Raw genomic sequence first — 16,097 nt, forward strand, 5'->3', positions numbered from 1 at the left:
GAAAGGGCGCGGGAGTCGCTCGGGCCTGGAGCGGCCCGCCGTGGAGGGCGGCGGGAGACGGGCGCAAGCGGGCACGATCTGCCCGACCGGAGGGCTGGTGGTGCCCCGCCCACGGCCGGTACAACTCTGCACACGGGCAGGAACGGGCAGCCCGGTGCCCGAACGGAGCCCGCGGGGACCGGCCGGGACAGGACGAACGGGAGCGACGGAGCCATGAGCGCGGCGGAGCGGCAGCGGCAGATCGTCGGTACGGCACGACGACTGGGCTCCGTCGAGGTGACACAGCTCGCCGACGATCTCGGCGTGGCCAAGGAGACGGTCCGCCGCGACCTGCGCGTTCTGGAGCAGCACGGCCTGCTGCGCCGTACGCACGGCGGCGCCTATCCGGTGGAGAGCGCCGGCTTCGAGACGACGCTGGCCTTCCGCACCACCATGCACGTGCCGGAGAAGCGGCGGATCGCCTCGGCCGCCGTCGAACTGCTCGGGGACGCGGAGACGGTCTTCGTGGACGAGGGGTTCACTCCCCAGCTCATCGCCGAGGCGCTGCCGACGGACCGGCCGTTGACGGTGGTGACGGCCTCGCTGCCGGTGGCCAACGTGCTGGCGACCGCCGGTGACTTCACCGTGCTGCTGCTGGGCGGGCGGGTGCGGGGCGGCACGCTGGCCACCGTCGAGCACTGGACGACGAAGATGCTGGCCGGATTCGTCATCGACCTGGCGTTCGTCGGCGCCAACGGCATCTCCCGCGAGCACGGGCTGACCACACCCGACCCGGCGGTCAGCGAGGTGAAGGCGCAGGCGGTGCGGGCGGCACGGCGCCGGGTCTTCGCCGGGCTGCACACCAAGTTCGGCGCCGTGAGTTTCTGCCGCTTCGCCCAGGTGGGCGACTTCGAGGCGCTCGTCACCTCCACCGGGCTGCCCGCACAAGAAGCACACCGCTACGCCTTGCAGGGGCCGCAGGTCATCAGAGTCTGACCTGCCCCACCCGAGCGCTCCATCCCCGCCCCCGTCCCGGACCGGCGGTCGTCCTCGTACGCCCGTCGGCGCCGTATACATGCCGATTCGCCAGGAGTTTCCATGCGCCGTCGGAGCAGACAGCTCAGCCGGACACCCCATCGACCACGCCGTGCCCGGGTGGTGGCCGCGACCGCCACGGCGGGCGTGCTGCTCACGCTGCCTGCCTGTGCCGGGGCCGGAGCGCTGGGGCAGGGGGGTGACACGATCAACGTCCTGATGGTGAACAACCCGCAGATGCTGGAGTTGCGGAAGCTGACCGCGGATCACTTCACGAAGGAGACCGGCATCAAGGTCAACTTCACGGTGCTGCCGGAGAACGACGTCCGCGACAAGATCAGCCAGGACTTCGCCAACCAGGCGGGCCAGTACGACGTGGCCACCGTCAGCAACTACGAGACCCCGATCTTCGCGAAGAACGAGTGGCTGCAGCCGCTGGACCAGTACACCCGCGAGGACAAGTCGTTCGACCAGCAGGACATCCTGCCTCCGGTGCGGGAGTCGCTCAGCGGCGAGGACGGCAAGGTCTACGCCCAGCCCTTCTACGGGGAGTCGTCCTTCCTGATGTATCGCAAGGACGTCTTCGCCGAAGAGGGGTTGACGATGCCGAAGGAGCCGACCTGGCCGCAGGTCGCCGAGCTCGCGGCCGAGGTGGACGGGGCGCAGCGCGGCATGAAGGGCATATGCCTGCGCGGGCTGCCGGGCTGGGGCGAGTTGATCGCGCCGCTGACGACGGTCGTCAACACCTTCGGCGGCACGTGGTTCGACAAAGACTGGAACGCGCGGCTGGACGACCCCGCGTTCAAGAAGGCGACGAAGTTCTATGTCGATCTGGTGCGCGAGCACGGAGAGTCCGGGGCCGCCCAGGCCGGTTACGCCGAGTGCCTGAACAACATGACGCAGGGCAAGACCGCCATGTGGTACGACGCCACAGCCGGTGCCGGCTCCCTGGAGGGGTCGAAGTCCAAGGTCAAGGGCAAGATCGGGTATGTGCCCGCGCCGACGCTCAAGACGGAGAGCTCCGGCTGGCTCTACAGCTGGGCGTGGGGCATCCAAAAGGCGAGCCGCAACCCGGACAAGGCCTGGAAGTTCATCTCCTGGGCGTCGGGCAAGGAGTACGAGCGGCTGGTCGGCGAGGAGTTCGGCTGGGCCAACGTGCCGGCGGGCAAGCGGGCCTCGACGTACAAGCTGCCCGAGTACAAGAAGGAGGCGGGCGCCTTCGGTGAGGTCACCCGCCGGGCCATCGCGGGCGCCGAGCCCCGCGACCCGGGTGTGCAGCCGCGGCCGACCATCGGCATCCAGTTCGTGGACATCCCCGAGTTCGCGGACCTGGGCACCAAGGTCTCGCAGGAGATCAGCGCCGCCATCGCGGGCCGCCAGTCCGTCGAGACCGCCCTGCGCAAGTCCCAGGCGCTGGCCGAGGAGATCTCCGAGGACTACGAGGGGCGGGGCCGATGAGCACGCCGACGACCGCTCCGGCACCCGGAGCGCGCAACGAGCGCCCGGCAGCGGCCGGCAAGCCCGCCACGAAGCCGCAGGGGCCGCCGAACAAGCTGCGCGCCTGGGTGACCAGGGCTCCGCTGCTGCCCGCACTGGTGTTCATGATCGTCGTCACCCAGTTGCCGTTCGTGGCCACGCTGGTGGTCTCGTTCTTCGACTGGAACGCCCTGTACCCGGAGGCCCGCCGGTTCGGCGGCTTCGAGAACTACGGGGAGGTGCTCGGCGACGCGGCGCTGCGCGAGTCCGTGATCACGACCGCCATCCTGACCGCCGTCGTCGTACTGGCCAGTCTGGTGCTCGGACTCGGGCTGGCGCTGCTGCTCGACCGCACCTTCAAGGGCCGCGGCCTGGTGCGCACCCTGCTGATCGCGCCGTTCCTGCTGGTTCCCGTGGCGGCGGCGCTGCTGTGGAAGCACGTCCTCTACAACCCGGAGTACGGACTGCTCAACGGCATGCTGACCTGGGTGTTCGGGGATGACGGGCCGCAGCCCGACTGGGTGGCCGAGATGCCGCTCGGCGCGGTGGAAGTGTCGCTGATCTGGCAGTGGACGCCGTTCATGATGCTCATCCTGCTCGCCGGGCTGCAGAGCCGCCCGGCCGACTCCCTGGAGGCGGCCCGCATCGACGGGGCGAGCGCCTGGCAGATCTTCCGCTATCTGACGCTGCCGCACCTGCGCCGCTACCTGGAGCTGGGTGCGCTGCTGGGGTCGATCTACATCGTGCAGAACTTCGACGCCGTCTTCACCATCACCTCCGGCGGGCTGGGAACCGCCAACCTGCCGTACACCATCTACCAGACCTTCTACCAGGGCCACGAGTACGGACTGGCGTCCGCGGCCGGGGTCCTGGTGGTGCTCGGCTCCCTGATCATCGCCACCCTCGCGCTGCGGGTGGTCTCGTCCCTCTTCCGTGAGGAGGCCCGGTCATGAGCGCGAGCGTCACCGCCGCCGACCAGAGAAAGGCACGCGCGGTCACCGCGCCGAGCACGGTACGGCGCAGAAACGCGCTGCTGGGCCTGCTGGCCTGGGTGTGCGGGCTGGCCTTCTTCCTGCCGATCGCGTGGATGGTGCTCACCTCCTTCCACTCGGAGTCGGACGCGGCCACCAACCCGCCGTCCCTGGCCGCCCCGCTGACGCTGGACGGGTACCGCGAGTTCTTCGGCGGGGCCTGGCAGTCGGGGCCCTGGCCGGCGCTGGCCAACTCGCTGACCGCCTCGGTGGTCTCGACCCTGTTCGTGCTCCTGCTGGCGCTGCCCGCCGCCTACGCGCTGTCCATCCGGCCGGTGCGCAAGTGGACAGACGTGCTGTTCTTCTTCCTGTCCACGAAGATGCTCCCGGTGGTCGCCGGCCTGCTGCCGATCTACCTGTTCGCCAAGAACACCGGCTTCCTCGACAACATCTGGCTGCTGGTCATCCTCTACACCTCGATGAACCTGCCGATCGCGGTGTGGATGATGCAGTCCTTCCTGGCGGAGGTGCCGGTCGCGCTGATCGAGGCGGCGCAGCTCGACGGCGCCCGGCTGCCCACCATCCTGGCGCGGGTCGTCGCGCCCGTCGCCGTGCCCGGGATCGCCGCCACCGCGCTGATCTGCTTCATCTTCTCCTGGAACGAGATGCTCTTCGCGCGGGTACTGACGGGGGTCGTCGCGCAGACGGCGCCCGTCTTCCTGACCGGTTTCATCACCAGCCAGGGCCTGTTCCTGGCCAAGGTGTGCGCCGCGTCGCTCGTGATCTCCCTGCCGGTGCTCGCCGCGGGGTTCGCCGCCCAGGACAAGCTGGTCCAGGGCCTGTCGCTAGGAGCCGTGAAATGAAGGCCGCTCTCGTCGAGTCCGTGGGGAAGGTCTCTCTGACGGAGGTTCCCGACCCCACACCAGGACCCCGCGAGGTGGTGGTGAAGGTGGCCGCTTGCGGGCTGTGCGGCACGGACCTGCACATCCTCCAGGGGGAGTTCGCCCCAACCCTGCCCGTGATCCCCGGGCACGAGTTCGCCGGGGAGGTCGTGGCGCTCGGCAGCGAGGTGACCGAGCTGTCCGAGGGAACCCGGGTGGCCGTCGACCCCTCCCTGTACTGCTACGAGTGCCGCTACTGCCGCACCGGGCACAACAACATGTGCGAGCGCTGGGCGGCGATCGGAGTGAGCCGCGCGGGCGGCGCCGCCGAGTACGCCGTGGCTCCGGTGGCCAACTGCGTGCCGCTGCCCGAGCACGTGCGCACCCAGGACGCGGCCCTGATCGAGCCGCTGTCGTGCGCGGTGCGCGGCTACGACGTGCTCAAGAGCCAGCTGGGTTCGCACGTGCTGATCTACGGTTCGGGCACGATGGGCCTGATGATGCTGGAGCTGGCCAAGCGCACCGGGGCCGCCAGCGTCGAGGTGCTCGACCTCAACCCCGAGCGCCTGGCCACGGCGCGCTCCCTGGGGTGCAGCGGCGCCGCGGCCACCGCCGAGGAGCTGGACCGCCCCGGCGGCTGGGACCTGGTGGTGGACGCCACGGGCAACGCCGCCGCCATCCAGGACGGCCTCGGCCGCGTGGCCAAGGCGGGCACCTTCCTCCAGTTCGGGGTCGCCGACTACGCGACGCGGGCCACCATCGACCCGTACCGCATCTACAACCAGGAGATCACCATCACCGGATCGATGGCGGTGCTGCACAGCTACGAGCGGGCCGCCGAGCTGTTCGCGGGCGGCATCCTCGACCCGGAGGTGTTCATCTCGGACCGGCTCCCGCTGGCCTCCTACCCCGAGGCGCTGGGCCGGTTCGCGGAGGGCAAGGGCCGCAAGATCGTCGTGGTGCCCTGACCTCCGCGCCCCGGGGCGTCCCCTTCCCCCCGGCGCCCCGGGGCGCGCCGCCGGACCGGTGGTCCGGCGGCGGCGGCGCGCTGCCAGGGCCTGCTGCCCTGGTGCCGCGTCAGGCGAGGTTCGCCTCTCTGCTCGCTTGCCCGGGCCCCAGGGGAAGTCCTACGTGCTATGTTCCTACCGCCGTGCACTGCTGCGAACCGAGGAGGTGAGACCGATCAACGCTGCGACAGGTCGGGCCTCCCTCCCCTGCATGGCCTAGGGAGTGCCCGCAGAGGCATCCCGAAAGGCTTGCAACGCTATGCACTTCCTCTCTGAGACGTCCACCGACGGCGTCCGCGAACAGCTCTTTGCTCTCGGTGAGATTCCCGACGTGCTGTGGACGCCGGAAGGCGCCGTCGACGCTCGTCCACTCGTCTTGATGGGGCACGGCGGCGGGCAGCACAAGAAGGCCCCCGGCATCCTGGCCCGTGCCCGCCGCTTCGTGACGGAGCTCGGTTTCGCGGTCGTGGCCCTCGACGCGCCCGCCCACGGCGACCGGCCGAAGGTCGAGGAGTACGACCGGATCGTGACCGAGAACCAGGCGCGCATCGAGGCCGGTGAAGAGCCGGCTCCGTTGATCGCCGGTTTCCAGGCGCGCGTGGCCCGCCAGACCGTGCCGGAATGGCGGGCGGCCCTGGACGCGGTCCAGCAGCTCGGCCACGTCGGCACTGGTGCGGTGGGCTACTGGGGGGTCTCGCTGGGGTGCGGACTCGGCGTTCCGTTCGTCGCTGCCGAACCCCGCGTCCGCGCGGCGGTACTGGGCTTGGGCGGAGCACTGGCCTTGACCGAGGCTGCCGCGGCGATCACCGCTCCGGTGGAGTTCCTGGTGCAGTGGGACGACGAGCGCGTGCCGCGAGCCCAGAGCATGGCGCTGTTCGACGCCTTGGCCTCGGCCGAGAAGACGCTGCACGCCAACCCCGGCAAGCACGGGGAGATCCCGGCATGCGAACTGGACAGCACACTGAGGTTCTTCTCCCGGCACCTCGGCTGATGCCGTATCGGTCACCGTTCGCCTCCTGGCGATCCGAGTCAGGGATTCGTCGGCAGCAGGCGGCGGCTTTGCGGTTTCGAGGGCCGGGTCGCCGCGAGTCAGCACACGCCTCGCTTGTCAGTGGGTCGTGTGAGGCTGTCCGAGACCCACCGTACTCATCATCGGAGTTCAGTTATGACGACCCCTTCGCCCCCTGACGGTCGCGGAATGGCGCGCGTTCCTCAGCGACTACAACGCCAGGCACATCAACTCGGACGAGGTCCGCGAGGCCATCGAGGACCATCGCCAGGTCATCAGCAAGAAGCGGCTGGAGGCCGGGTGGGCCGGCGCCGAACCGGCGGGCGAGGACGCGGTCGTGGCCGTCGAGGAGCGGCTCGGAGTGAGGCTTCCTCTCTCGTACCGGAATTTCCTCCAGGTCAGTGACGGCTGGGAAGACATCGGGCCCGTCGACCTGTTCCAGGTCAGGGACATCGGCTGGCTGGCTGACCTGGACGCCGACCTCATGGCAGCGTGGTCGGACATCGACTCCTTCGCAGGCCGGCTCGCCATACTCAAGCGGTGCCTGCTGATCGGCGACGACAACGGCGGCAGCGGCTGCTACTGGCTGCTGCACGCCGACAGCGTCGGGGAAAACGGCGAGTGGACCGCGTACGTGTGGTGGCCCGGTGACGGTGGCGACCCCGAGCCCTACCACGACTTCGCCACCATGGTGCGGGAAGCAGTGCGCTCCTACTGATCGCATCCTCTCAGCGGTCTTCGCATCTGAGTACCACGGGCCACGCAACCAGCCGTCTCGTCAACCCCGATGGACTTGCGGAGCCGGCTGCTCAGAGGCAGTCCCGGGGCACCGTCTCGTTCCAGGTGCGGGAGAAGACGCGGTCCCCCGACACGTAGGCGTCCAGCGTCGCGTGCACGTGGAAGTCCCGCTCGGTGCAGGTCAGTACGGTGCGGGTGACCGTCTTGGCCTCCCATCCGTCGCGCCGGAACGTCATGGTCCACGTCGACTCGCCACCGACGGAGGTGAAGTCGTCGGCCACCGCCGTGTACCGCTCGTAGGCGCGCCGGCCGACGTCCAGCCCGATGTGGTCCAGGTGCTCGAAGCCGCGGTCCTTCACGATCTCCAGCTCGTGGTGGTAGTTGATCAGGTCGCGCTTGACGTCCCAGCGCTCCTCCGGCGGGGTGAGCGTCGTGGTCGTCAGCGGCGCGGCGCCCTCGGGCTCGCCGAACAGGTCACGCGGGGCCTCCCCGTCGGCGCGGGGGCTGCGTACCGGCAGCGTGAGACTGCTGGAGTCCTGGTGGACGCTCAGCAGCACGGGCCGGGGCGGCGGCCAGGCCAGCGGCCAGTACGAGGTGGACAGCGACAGCCGGATGCGGTGCCCGGGAGGGAAGGCCTGCGCCACCCCGTTGAGCCGCACGGTGGCGCGGCAGCGCGCACCGGGCTCGGGCGGTTCCGGCGTGCCCGTGCCCTCGCGGTGGCTGAGGTTGAGCACGCCGTAGGTGACGCGGGTGGCGCTGCCGTCGGGCGCGACGTCGGACAGCCGTGCCGCGACCTGGGCGACCGGCTCACTGACCGCCAAGTCCAGCTCGACGCTGGGGGATCCGAGGATCTCCACGCGTTCGGTAAGCGGGTCCGTCTCGAAGACCAGCGACCCGCCGTCCTCCTCCCGCTGGTCGTAGGGCAGGTCGGGCGGCGCGTTGTAGGAGGCCCACTTGCCGGCGAACTGGCCGACCGACAGCGGTGAGCGCACCGTCAGCGCCTCGCCGGGTCCGCGCTCGGCGGCCCGCTCGGCGGCCGGCTCCCCCGGCGGGCAGATACGGTACTGCGCCAGCGGGTGGACCACCTCGTTGACCTGCGGCGAGGGCCACTCGGGCTCGATCACCCACCTGCCGGGCCGCTCCTCGTACGCGGTGGAAGGGGGCACGCTGTCCTGCATCCAGGCGCTGAGCATGGGGCCGTCCATGACGCCGTTGTCGGCTCCCTTGAGCCAGTGGTCCCACCAGCGGACCACCTCCTGGAGGTAGCCGATGGCCGGGCCCGGCTCGCCCAGGTGCGGAAACTTGTGCGACCAGGGGCCGATCAGTCCGCGGCGCGGCACGTCCAGGTGGGCGAGCAGCCGGGTGACGGCGTTGGAGTAGCCGTCGGCCCAGCCGCTGGAGGCGAGGACGGGGCAGCGCACCGCCTGGTAGTCCTCGCAGACGGAGGCGTGCCGCCAGTAGTCGTCACGCCGCTGGTGGCGCAGCCACTCCAGCACCCACGGCTCGGTCCCCTCCAGCCTCTCGTGCCACATCGCGCGCCAGCGGTCACCGACCACGGCCGGGTCGGGGGGACAGGTGGCGTAGGCGAACATGGTGCCCGCCTCGGCCAGGTTGTCCGACAGCAGTGCGCCGCCCATGTAGTGCATGTCGTCGGCGTACCGGTCGTCGGTGAAGGAGGCGATGACGATCGCCCGCAGGCTCTCCGGCTGCCGCGCGGCGACCTGGAGCGCGGCGAAGGCGCCCCAGGAGATCCCCATCATTCCGGTGTTGCCGTCGCACCAGGGCTGTTCGGTGAGCCACTGCAGGATGTCGAGTGCGTCCTGCTGCTCCTGCTCCAGGTACTCGTCCTCCAGCACCCCGTCGGAGTCGCCGGTGCCGCGCAGGTCGACGCGGACGCAGACGTAGCCGTGCCCGGCGAGGTAGGGGTGGTGGATCGAGTCCCGTACGGCCGTCAGATCGCGCTGGCGGTAGGGGATGTACTCCAGGACGGCCGGCAGGGGCTCCTGGTCCGTGCAGACGGGGCGCCAGATGCGCGCGGAGAGCCGGGTGCCGTCGGGGAGCGGCACGCTCGTGGTCTCTTCCTTCGTCTCGTACGGCAGATTGTGCACGGTGCGCATGGGCGCGGTCCGCCTCCTTCCCGTGGTGCGGTCGGCCGGATCGGTGGCCGCTGTCCGCCGGACGCGCGGGCGCCGCCCGGCGGACTCGCGGCTGCAGCCGGCCGTTCTCATGCCTTCCCGACGGGCCGACCGGTGCCGCCGGCTGCGGCCGAATGGCCCCTTGCCTCCGGCTCGCTGGTCGTCACGCCTGTGCGGCGTCGTGGACGTCGGCGGCGTCGTCGGCCTCGCGCCCCGGTGGTGCGCCGTGCAGGCCGAGGGCCGCGATGCTGCGGTCGTACTTCTCACGCAGTTCGTCGTCGTCCGCTCCCGCCGTGAAGACGTGCGCGAGCTCGTAGCTGTAGCTGTCCTGCTGGGACAGGTTCGCCAGGTGTTGTCCCTGCTCGGGGACGACGTCGATGACGACCCCCGGGATCTCCTCCTCCACCCGGGCGATCTCCCGCGCGGTGGGCACGCTGCGGGCCACGCCGTCGGTGAACCAGCGGTGGTACCACTTCGCGGCGCACTGGTACGGGCCCGCGCGGTACGGGAGAGCCGGATCGCGGCCGAGGGCGAGGGCGACCATGCAGTGGTGGTTGGGCACCCCGTCGACGAAGTCGAACAGCTCGGCGTGCGACTGGGAGTGCCGCGGGTTGATCTCCAGCAGCCTGATCTCGTCCGTGCCGGGGTCGTAGAAGAACTCGATGCTGAAGGTGGCCGCGTCCATGCCGATCTGCCGGATGACCCGCTCGGAGACCCCGGTCAGCCGCTCCTGTACCTGCGGCGGGAGGCTGCTGGGGTACTGGTGGCGCAGGAAGGACGAGGAGTCGGGGTAGGTGATGGAGTCCAGCACCCCGTAGACGGTGACGGCGCCCTGGTGGACGTATCCCTCGACGGCGACCTGGAGCCCGGTGAGTGTCTCCTCGGCCAGGCAGACCATGCCGCCCACTCCGGCCATCTCCTCGGGCAGCTCGATCTGGTCGAGGACGTACTCGAACGGCCTGCCGACCCGGGCGATGCCCTCCCTGATCTTCGCGACGGCCTCGCGGAACTCCTCGATGTTCTCGACCCCGTAGGCCAGCTCCGAGGAGTAGGCCAGGGCCGGCTTGACCCACATGGGGAAGCGGACGCCCTCGGGCGGCTCGGGCTCGGCTGCCTCCATGTCGACCCGGCCGAAGCGGGGTATCTCGTCGATGGCCTTCTGCTGCTCCAGCCTGCTCCAGTACTTGTGTTCGCACTTGACCACCGACTCCAGGCCTGTGCTGCGCGTGCCGTACCGCTCGGCCAGTAGCGGGATCATGGTGGAGACGGGGAAGTCCCAGTAGCCGACGATGGCGTCGACGCTCCCGTCGAAGGAGTCGAGGACGCCGCGGGCCCGCTCCAGCAGGCCGGGCACCGAGACCTCGTCCTCCTGGAGTTCCTCGGGGCTCAGCAGCGGGTGGAAGCGGTAGTGCTCCGCTCCCGGGACCGCCTCGAGTGTGGCGCGGTTGGTGTCGTCCATACCGAGCACGAAGACGTTCGCGACGTCTGCTGCCGGCTCCTGCCGGACCGTCCGCGCGGGCGCGGAGGTCCGCTGCTGTGGGGCCGTCTCGTGCTCGACCTGGCCACGCGTGCTGTTCTTGGCTGGGGGCACGGGTTCTCTCCACATCGCTGTTCCGGTAGCGCCCCGGGGTGTCCCGGGACCGCGGGGGCCGCTGGCCCGACCCCGTCGGCCCGGGGCGGGTTGCCCGGCGGCGGAGGGAAAAACCTGCCGTGCGAGGGCGGAGGTGTCAGCCGTACGGACAGAGCGCGGTAGGTCTGCGGCCCCCGGGTCAGCGCCGCTCGGACACCGTGGCGAGGAGAGCTGCGGCGCAGTCCTCGACGAGGGACTCGGCGTAGCCGGGAAGGGCGCCGCTCCCGCGCAGATGGCGGCGCACGACGGAGAGGGGGAGGTCGATCAGGGCGAGGGTGAGGCGCTCGGTGGCCTCCGCGCCGTGGGCGCCGAGCCGCTCGGCGAGCGCGCCGACCTCGGCGAAGACCTGCGCGTTGCCCCGGTCAGCGCGCAGGCGGTGTTCCTCGGACCAGTGCGCGCGATCGAAGTCGTCGGGCCCGTAGCCGAGGAGGGCTGCCTGGTCCGGGTGGGCGCGGCTCCAGGCGACGACGTGCCGTGCGGCGGCGCGGCCCGCCGCGCGCGCCGCGTCCGCTGTGGCGAGGGGCTGGTCCGACAGGTACCGCCGGAAGCCGTCCTGGAACCGTTCCACCGTGCGCAGCCACAGCTCGGCCAGCAGCGCGGTGCGGCCGGGGAAGCGGTGGTAGAGGGAGCCGCTGGGCGCTCCGGCCTCCCGGGCGACGGCGGTCATGGTGACGCCGCCGGGCCCTGCGGTGGCGGCCAGGCGGACGGCGGCGTCGAGCAGTCGGTCGGAGTCGAAACGGGGTGGCCTGGCCATGTGCGGCAGCGTAGCCTGACCGTATTGGAGACTCCTCTCTAGAACCCGCGCGAAGGCAACGGAGGACACCATGCAGGTCTGCAACGTGCACGAGCGGCTGCTGCCCGCGACCCGCGGCGAGGTGGGCGCGCTGCTGGACTCGCTGTCCTGCGAGGACGACCGGCTGTGGCCGCATGGCGCGTGGCCCGCGATGCGCTTCGACGGGCCGCTGGCCGAGGGCGCGGCCGGCGGGCACGGCCCGGTCCGCTACACCGTCGCCGCCCACGTCCCCGCGACCTGGGTGCGCTTCACGTTCATCGGGCCACGCGGCTTCGACGGCTTCCACGAGTTCGCGGCCTTCGCCGTCGACGAGCGGCGCACCCTGCTGCGTCACACGCTCGCCATGACGGCGGGCGGGCCCGCCCGCCTCACCTGGCCACTGGTGTGGCGCCCGCTGCACGACGCCTGCCTGGAGGACGCGCTGGACCGGGCCGAGTTGGCCTGCGCCGGCACGGTGGCGCGGCCCGCGCGGCACAGCCCGTACGTACGGGCGCTGCGCGCGCTCGCGGGGCGCGGCGGGCGCTACAGCTCGGACGCGCCCCAGTCCGTCACCTCCACCGGGTCACCGACCGCGAGCGTGCCGGGACGCAGCACAGCGCACTTGGTGCCGAACGCGACGCCGCCCTCGGCAGCGCGGCGGTAGGTGGCGAGGGTACGCAGCGGCTCGGGTCCGCGCCTGGCCGCCGAGTCCTGCTCGACGAGGGTGACGGCGCAGCGGATGGCCAGCTTCGCGTAGCCGAGTTCGGCCCCGCCGATCCGCAGCCGCCGTGCCCTGTCCTCGGCGTGCGGTTCCGCGTCCCAGTCGTCGATCACGATGTTGGGGCGGAAGCGGGACATCGGCAGCGGTTCGGCGCCCCGGTCGGCGAGCCGCTTGTTGAGGTGGTCCAGGGTCGCGCGGGAGAGGAGGTGGACGGCGCAACTGTCCGCGTACCGCGAGGTGCCGGGCGTCAGCCCGTCGGTGACCCGGCCGTTCTCCGGCGGCACCCGTACCAGCCGGCTGGCCGAGCCGAGGACGTCCGAGAGCCACGCGGCGGCCTCGTCGCCCTGGTCGATGCCGCGCAGCGGCCGGCCGAGCATGTCCACCTCCCGGCGCGGTCCCGAAAGGTCCACCTCGACGTGCAGGGCCTCGGTTCCCGGCGCCCGCAACGTCAGCCGCTCCCCCGCCGGGACGCGGGTCACCTCCGGCCTGACGAGGGCGAGCCCGGGGTCGCGGCGCTGGGTGCGGCCCACCCCCTGCGAGGTGGTCACCAGGAAGCCGCGGTCGTCGGCGATGCCGGCGGGTTCGAGGGCGGCCTCCCGCAGCGGAACGGCGGCGCACCCTTTGACGGGGTAAGTGACCAGCTCGACGACCTCGGCCATGCGATGTCCCTTCGGTGACGGATGGAGCGCGGCGCCGACGGGCCGCCGGGCGGGGCCCGTTCCACCGGCGCGTGCGCACCTCGGAAGACCCTAGTCAGCCTCCGCGAGGCGGTGAGAGTGGTCCTCCTCACCCCTGCCCGCCGCACCAGGGGCCGCACACCTGCCGCTCGGCGCCCCGCCCCTCCCAAGCGGGACGAGGGAGCGGTGGGGCGTGGCAGCGGGGTCGCATAGCCTGTCGGGCAGGAGGGAAGTTCCGTGACGATCCATGGGCCCCGTCCCGCCCCCGAGGGACATCCGCACGACGACGCGGGCGCGACCCGGACCACGTCCGTGCCCCAGCGCGCGCCCGCCGGAGCAGCGGCGCACGAGCGCGCGGCGCCGGACACCGGCGCGGCGGAGTGCGTCCTGCTCAAGCACGGTGAGGTCTTTCTCCGTGGCCGCAACCGCGCACGCTTCGAGGAACTGCTGCACCACAACCTGCGGCACGCGCTGCGTCAGTTGCCCGGCGCGACGTGGGTGGAGAGGGGCCGCAGCGTCACGATGGTGGGCGGCGAGCCCGAACTGGACACGCTCGTGGCGTGCGTGCGCCGCGTGATCGGCTTCAACCTCGTGCAGCCGGCGGTGCGGGTGGGCAGCACCGTCGAGACCATCGGCCACCACGCCGTGGAGGCACTGCGCCGGGTCTGGCAGGAGCGGAGCGGCGGCAGCGGGCAGATCAGCTTCGCGGTGCGCGCGAAGCGGCGGGACAAGTCCTTTCCCCTCACGTCCTCGGTGCTCGCGGCGACCGTCGGGGAACGGGTGTGCCGGGAGACGGGAGCGCGGGTGGATCTCTCGTCCCCCGACGTGGAGCTGACCGTGGAGGTGGACCGGAAGGGCAGCTACCTGTCCTGGACCCGGCTGCGGGGGCAGGGGGGCCTGCCGGTGGGCTCCAGCGGCCGGGCGCTGGCCCTGCTGTCCGGCGGCTACGACTCCCCCGTCGCCGCCTACCGTGCCATGCGGCGCGGACTGGCCTGCGACTACGTGCACTTCACCGGCGCCCCGTACACGGACGCCGCCTCGGTGTACAAGGCCTACGCGCTCGCGCGGGAGCTCAACCGGTTCCAGCCGGGGCGCACGCTGTGGGTGGTGCCGCTGGGCAGGGCGCAGAAGCAGCTCGCGGTCGCGGGCGCGGGACGGTTCCAGGTGGTGGCGCAGCGCAGGCTGATGGCGCGCACGGCGAGCGCTCTCGGGCAGCGGCTGGGTGCCGACGCGCTGGTGACGGGCGACAGCCTGGGGCAGGTGGCCAGCCAGACGGTGGCGAATCTGGCGGCCGTGGACGAGGCGGCGTCGTTGCCGCTGCTGCGTCCGCTGCTGGGCTGGGAGAAGCAGGAGATCATCGACGAGGCGCGCGCTCTGGGCACCGCCGACGTCTCCGTACTGCCCGACGAGGACTGCTGCGCGCTGCTCGCCCCTCGTCAGGTCAGCACGCACGCCAGGGTGACGGATCTGCAGCGGGTGGAGCGCCGCCTGGAACTGGACGAGTTGGTCGAGGAGCTCCTTGCGGGCGCCTGGTCCCTGGAGCCGGGCACGGGCTCGCCCTGCGTTCCGGCGGTCGACAGCAGCGGCCGTCGGGCGTCGGCCGGGTACGACGGCCGAGGCCCCCTCGGTTCCGAAGTGTAAAACGTCTCTTTGCTGGTCACTCGTGTGCGCATCCGGGCAGGTTCGGACCAGGAGCCGCCACGGTAGCGCCCCGGCGCCGACCTAGGCGGGGCCGGGCGCGCCCCTTCGGGGAGCCCGGTGCGCCGCGCCGCACCCCTGTGGAGAGGGGGCGACGGCACCGCCGCGGCACGCCACGTACGGTGGCCCGCGAGAGCGTCCACCGTCGTCACGTGCGAAGGAGCCCTGCGTCCATGCCCGGGACCGAACCGTCCGTCCGCGAGAGCGAACCGCCCGTCCTCGTCCGCAAGGACGGCCGCGTGGGGCGTCTGCTGCTCAACCGGCCGCGCGCGCTCAACTCCCTCAACCTGGAGATGATCCGGCGCATCGCCGAGGCACTCGACGCCTGGGAGCACGACGCCGAGGTGGCGGCCGTCGTCCTCGGCGGAGCGGGTGAGCGCGGGCTGTGCGCGGGCGCGGACATCCGGGAGATCCACGACGACGTACGCCGCGGCGGCGGCGCCGACTCGGCGCGGTTCTGGGCAGAGGAGTACCGGCTCAACGCCCGTATCGCCCGCTACCCCAAGCCGTACGTCGCCCTCATGGACGGCGTGGTCATGGGCGGCGGGGTGGGCCTCTCGGCGCACGGCGGGGTGCGGGTCGTCACGGAGCGGGCGAAGGTCGCCATGCCGGAGACGACCATCGGGTTCGTGCCGGACGTGGGCGGGACCTGGCTGCTGTCGCGGGCGCCGGGCGAGCTGGGCACGCACCTGGCGTTGACCGCCGGCGCGGTGGGTGCGGGCGACGCGCTGCTGTGCGGGCTCGCCGATCACTTCGTGCCCGCCGACCGGCTGGCCTCTTTCACCGCGGCGCTCGCGGACACCACGCCTGCCCGGGCAGTGGAGGAGTACGCGGAGCCCGCGCCCGAGGCGGCTCTGGCGGAGCACCGGGCGTGGATCGATCCCTGCTATCGCGCGGACGACGTGGCGGAGATCCTGCGGCGCCTGCGCAACAGCGGCGCGCCGGCCGCGAAGGAGGCCGCCGTGGCCATCGAGGGCAAGTCGCCCACCTCGTTGCGGGTCACTCTCGCCGCGCTGCGCCGCGCCCGCTCGCTGTCCTCGCTGGAGGAGGCGCTCGACCAGGAGTACCGCACCTCCGTGGCGGCGCTGTCCTCGCCCGACCTGACCGAGGGGGTGCGGGCCCAGATCATCGACAAGGACCGCAGGCCGCGCTGGTCGCCCGGCACGCTGGAAGAGGTCGGCGAGGCGGAGGTCGCCCGCCACTTCGCCCCGGCACCGGGTGGCGACCTGGGGCTCGGTGATCCCGGCGCTCGGTGATCCGAGGCTCGGTGATCCGGGGGTCGGTGACCCAGGGCTCGGCGTCGGAAACTGACGGCTTCCGTGGGGAATTGTGCGTGGTTACCCGTGCGTTCCTCACGTCGCATTCATG

13 protein-coding genes and 1 pseudogene are annotated in these 16,097 nt (G+C 71.9%); 10 read left to right on the forward strand and 4 right to left on the reverse strand.

The features are described 5' to 3' along the window. Nucleotides 1-213: 213 nt before the first annotated feature. From AB8Z75_RS10860 to AB8Z75_RS10890, 7 genes are all read left to right on the forward strand, one after another. Nucleotides 214-975, forward strand: coding sequence for a DeoR/GlpR family DNA-binding transcription regulator (locus AB8Z75_RS10860; protein WP_369201252.1), 762 nt, complete (start codon nucleotides 214-216; stop codon nucleotides 973-975). A 102-nt stretch (nucleotides 976-1,077) separates the two neighbouring features. After that, nucleotides 1,078-2,472 (forward strand): sugar ABC transporter substrate-binding protein, encoded by a 1,395-nt coding sequence (locus AB8Z75_RS10865; RefSeq protein WP_369201253.1) that lies wholly within the window; start codon nucleotides 1,078-1,080, stop codon nucleotides 2,470-2,472. Then, entirely contained in the window at nucleotides 2,469-3,443 is a 975-nt protein-coding gene (locus AB8Z75_RS10870; RefSeq protein WP_369201254.1) for a carbohydrate ABC transporter permease, read from the forward strand. The genes AB8Z75_RS10865 and AB8Z75_RS10870 overlap by 4 nt, the downstream gene beginning before the upstream one ends. Beyond that, nucleotides 3,440-4,324: a carbohydrate ABC transporter permease gene (locus AB8Z75_RS10875; protein ID WP_369201255.1), complete on the forward strand. Its 885-nt coding sequence runs from the start codon at nucleotides 3,440-3,442 to the stop codon at nucleotides 4,322-4,324. The genes AB8Z75_RS10870 and AB8Z75_RS10875 overlap by 4 nt, the downstream gene beginning before the upstream one ends. Next, nucleotides 4,321-5,310, forward strand: a complete 990-nt coding sequence (locus AB8Z75_RS10880; protein WP_369201256.1) for a zinc-dependent alcohol dehydrogenase family protein — start codon at nucleotides 4,321-4,323, stop codon at nucleotides 5,308-5,310. The genes AB8Z75_RS10875 and AB8Z75_RS10880 overlap by 4 nt, the downstream gene beginning before the upstream one ends. A 298-nt stretch (nucleotides 5,311-5,608) precedes the next feature. After that, complete coding sequence (locus AB8Z75_RS10885) at nucleotides 5,609-6,340, forward strand: dienelactone hydrolase family protein (protein ID WP_369201257.1); 732 nt, start codon at nucleotides 5,609-5,611, stop codon at nucleotides 6,338-6,340. A gap of 355 nt (nucleotides 6,341-6,695) precedes the next feature. Next, nucleotides 6,696-7,076, forward strand: a complete 381-nt coding sequence (locus AB8Z75_RS10890; protein WP_369201258.1) for an SMI1/KNR4 family protein — start codon at nucleotides 6,696-6,698, stop codon at nucleotides 7,074-7,076. A 91-nt stretch (nucleotides 7,077-7,167) separates the two neighbouring features. Here the strand turns inward: AB8Z75_RS10890 and AB8Z75_RS10895 are convergent, their stop codons facing one another. From AB8Z75_RS10895 to AB8Z75_RS10905, 3 genes are all read right to left on the reverse strand, one after another. Beyond that, nucleotides 7,168-9,213 (reverse strand): CocE/NonD family hydrolase, encoded by a 2,046-nt coding sequence (locus AB8Z75_RS10895; RefSeq protein ID WP_369201260.1) that lies wholly within the window; start codon nucleotides 9,211-9,213, stop codon nucleotides 7,168-7,170. A gap of 181 nt (nucleotides 9,214-9,394) precedes the next feature. Continuing rightward, complete coding sequence (locus tag AB8Z75_RS10900) at nucleotides 9,395-10,690, reverse strand: acetyl-CoA carboxylase biotin carboxylase subunit family protein (protein ID WP_369201274.1); 1,296 nt, start codon at nucleotides 10,688-10,690, stop codon at nucleotides 9,395-9,397. 310 nt (nucleotides 10,691-11,000) lie between these two features. After that, nucleotides 11,001-11,615 (reverse strand): TetR/AcrR family transcriptional regulator, encoded by a 615-nt coding sequence (locus tag AB8Z75_RS10905; protein WP_369201261.1) that lies wholly within the window; start codon nucleotides 11,613-11,615, stop codon nucleotides 11,001-11,003. Between the two features lie 70 nt (nucleotides 11,616-11,685). Here AB8Z75_RS10905 and AB8Z75_RS10910 point away from each other — a divergent pair. Further along, a pseudogene (locus tag AB8Z75_RS10910) lies at nucleotides 11,686-12,159 on the forward strand (SRPBCC family protein); the annotation flags it as partial. Between the two features lie 17 nt (nucleotides 12,160-12,176). Here the strand turns inward: AB8Z75_RS10910 and AB8Z75_RS10915 are convergent. Next, nucleotides 12,177-13,013: an MOSC domain-containing protein gene (locus AB8Z75_RS10915; protein WP_369201262.1), complete on the reverse strand. Its 837-nt coding sequence runs from the start codon at nucleotides 13,011-13,013 to the stop codon at nucleotides 12,177-12,179. Nucleotides 13,014-13,418: 405 nt separating this feature from the next. Here AB8Z75_RS10915 and thiI point away from each other — a divergent pair, with 405 nt between their 5' ends. Together thiI and AB8Z75_RS10925 are read left to right on the forward strand one after the other, a co-directional pair. After that, entirely contained in the window at nucleotides 13,419-14,672 is a 1,254-nt protein-coding gene (gene thiI / locus AB8Z75_RS10920) for a tRNA uracil 4-sulfurtransferase ThiI (protein ID WP_369201275.1), read from the forward strand. A gap of 230 nt (nucleotides 14,673-14,902) precedes the next feature. Continuing rightward, nucleotides 14,903-15,985, forward strand: a complete 1,083-nt coding sequence (locus AB8Z75_RS10925) for an enoyl-CoA hydratase/isomerase family protein (protein WP_369201263.1) — start codon at nucleotides 14,903-14,905, stop codon at nucleotides 15,983-15,985. Nucleotides 15,986-16,097 lie beyond the last annotated feature (112 nt).

Origin of the sequence: Streptomyces sp. PU-14G, from assembly GCF_041028275.1 — a bacterium.
In the GTDB taxonomy this organism is placed as follows: Bacteria; Actinomycetota; Actinomycetes; order Streptomycetales; family Streptomycetaceae; genus Streptomyces.